Raw genomic sequence first — 2,752 nt, 5'->3', positions numbered from 1 at the left:
AAAATCATCAATGCATTAATTCAACAATAAAATACATCAATTTTGATAAGTATAAATTGTAAAAAAATTTTATAGAATATTACACAGGAGTCTGGACTTGACTCTAATAAATGAACAACAGTATCAAATCCAAGTAGAAAAAAAGAGAGTAGAAGAAATACTTCTTATGATTCAGAAAGCAGATTTTACTACCTATAAAAATATTAAGTTAAAAGACTGGATGAGTATTGGAGAAGCTGCCGAAGTGGCAGGTGTAAACACTTCGGCAATTCGCCACTGGGAATCAGAAGGATTAGTCCATTCGGAAAGAAAAAAAGAAAACGGCTACCGCATGTTTTCTATATCCGAATTGCGTAAAATACTGGTCATTAGCAGTTTAAGAAAAACTGTTTATTATATTGAAAATATGAAACAACTGTTAAATGAAATAGACATACCAAGCTATGAAAAAGTTGAACATTCCTTTCGGCTTGCTTTGAAGAACTTGGACAACAAATTAATGAATCAATTTAAAGGGGTAACAGAACTGATGAACTATATAAATTTAATTCAAGAAAGAGACTGCTGAAAAGTTACGCCTTTGCCTATCTAAAGATAGCAATTGAAGAATGAAAATGGAGAAGATACAATTGGCAGCTGGTTTTTCAATGCGGAAGCTAAACTCATAGAACGCTTAGTTAAATTATGATCACTTATCAGAAGGGAAGGAGCTAGAAAAAGCTTCTTCCTTTTTGTCTATAAAAGTGTACTTTTACGAACGCTAATAAAGTGAGAAATCAAATGATATTAAAAGGTTTTCAAAAAGTTGAAGAAGAACTTAGCAAGAGGGTTTCAGATTATATAATTGAGGAGGGTTTTATGAAGCTGAACGCATTCCCGAATACTTTCAAGTTGTTCTCTAGAGAGACTACATAAATTAACTGCCAAAGACTACATTTTTAGAATGCCATAAACATCTTCAAGTATATATTTCATTAACTTACATTTGTATTTAGGGAGAATAAAAAATCCTCCCAATTATTATTGGAAGGATTATCTATTCATTTATACTAAATAAGAGTTTTTTGTCATTCGACAAACAAAACATCTAGTTAAACTGATTTAAAAAAAATGGATGACTAATCCTATATCTTAGTACTTTGAAACTTATTCATTTCAAATTAGAAGAATACAGATTAGTTAATTATCTTCCACCCAGTAGTCCATTCATATTTGAAGAAAATACTAGCATAATTGAGTTATCAAAATAATATTAATTGCATTAATATTATTTAAAAATTCACCTTATTATATCAGCTATATACCTTGTTCAATACTATTGGCTATTTTGATAATTACCATATAATTGACCACAAGCAGCGTCAATATCAATCCCAAATTGACTTCTAATTGTGACATGGATACCAGCAGACTTCAAAACTTTGTAAAAGGCTTCTACCTGCCCTTCGTTTGCTTCTCCATACATCTCAGGTGCACTTATTGTAGGATTGTATCGTATCAAATTTACATGATATAACTTCCCTGATTTATAGCGACTTTTAAGAAGGCTAACAACTTCGTTTGCATGCTCAAGAGAATCATTTACACCAGGCAACATGATATAAGCTATATATACTTTCCTTGAAGTTAATCTTATATGTTCATCGAGTATATTCATTACCTCATCTATTGGGTATCTATCATTTATTGGCATCAATTTGCTGCGTTCCTCACTATAAGGTGAGTGTAATGAAAATGTAAGATTTACTTGAGGATATTCCTGGGTTATTTTTTTGATACTAGGTATAATACCAATCGTTGATATAGAAAGTCTACGAGGACTTAATGCAAATAAATTAGGATCCGTAAACGAATCAAGAGCATCAAATACTTGACGGTTGGCTAGAGCTTCACCCATTCCCATAAAAGAAATGCTATCAATTTGATGACCTAATAAATGGAAGTATAAAACTTGATCTGTTATCTCATCTACAGTTAGGTTTTTTTTCAATCCAATGTCGCCTGTAGCACAAAATTTACACCCAAAATTACATCCGCATTGTGATGATATACAAAATGACTCCCAACCTGCTTTATACTTCATGTTTACCGTTTCTACTCTCTCATTCTTTGATACTTCAAAAAGCACTTTCGTAACTTGCTCTGAATTTTGCTCTGCTAAGAGCTTGATATTCAAAACTGTTTCTCCAAAATTATTTATTAAATCCTCCCTAAGTAATTTTGGAAGAACCTTCATATCCTCAAATCGACTAATTCTTTGTTTAAAAATCGCATTGGTTATTTGTTTTATTCTATAATCAGGCTCATTATTACTTCTTAAAAATTCCTGTATTTTACCATACTTTGTTTTATTATTAAAATTCATTTCTTTCATCCTTTCACAATTTGCTCTAGTGGTAATTAGAATAATTGGAAAGGAGTAGCAGTCCCTAAGAATCAATTTCTTTTTGCACACAAAAAAAACACAGATAAAAATTACCGGTGCCGAAAGTCAAAACATACAAATATGCATATTTCACTACATAAAACAAGTATGTTGATGATCTTGTTTTAAACTTATCCATAGTAGAGGCAAAGCTCCGGCAACTGTTTTTATATCATTGTTTAGTTTAAAAAAGGACAGACTATTCCCTTTAATAGCTAAAATAGCTATTACCTCCTTTCACTAATTAATATACTTAGCCTGTACTGTAACATTTTAATATTCAAATGTAAATATTAAAGTTAGCAACGATAAAGTCCGTATAATTGT

General features: G+C 30.9%; 2 protein-coding genes. One reads left to right on the top strand and one right to left on the bottom strand.

The window, feature by feature from the left end; genetic code table 11:
- Positions 1 to 97: 97 nt before the first annotated feature.
- On the top strand, positions 98 to 568 hold the full coding sequence (locus KA900_RS14480) for a MerR family transcriptional regulator (protein WP_032495642.1): 471 nt from the start codon (positions 98 to 100) through the stop codon (positions 566 to 568).
- Between the two features lie 747 nt (positions 569 to 1,315).
- Here KA900_RS14480 and cfr read toward each other — a convergent pair.
- Positions 1,316 to 2,365 carry a 23S rRNA (adenine(2503)-C(8))-methyltransferase Cfr gene (gene cfr, locus KA900_RS14475; RefSeq protein WP_001010505.1) on the bottom strand — a complete coding sequence of 350 codons (1,050 nt, stop codon included), beginning with the start codon at positions 2,363 to 2,365 and terminating at the stop codon, positions 1,316 to 1,318.
- Between the last annotated feature and the right edge of the window lie 387 nt (positions 2,366 to 2,752).

The sequence above is a fragment of the Staphylococcus sp. GDY8P120P genome (assembly GCF_017892065.1).
GTDB classification, from domain to species: Bacteria; Bacillota; Bacilli; order Staphylococcales; family Staphylococcaceae; genus Staphylococcus; species Staphylococcus nepalensis.
The sequence above is the reverse complement of the archived record's forward strand: the minus strand, read 5'-3'. Positions and strand labels throughout refer to the sequence as shown.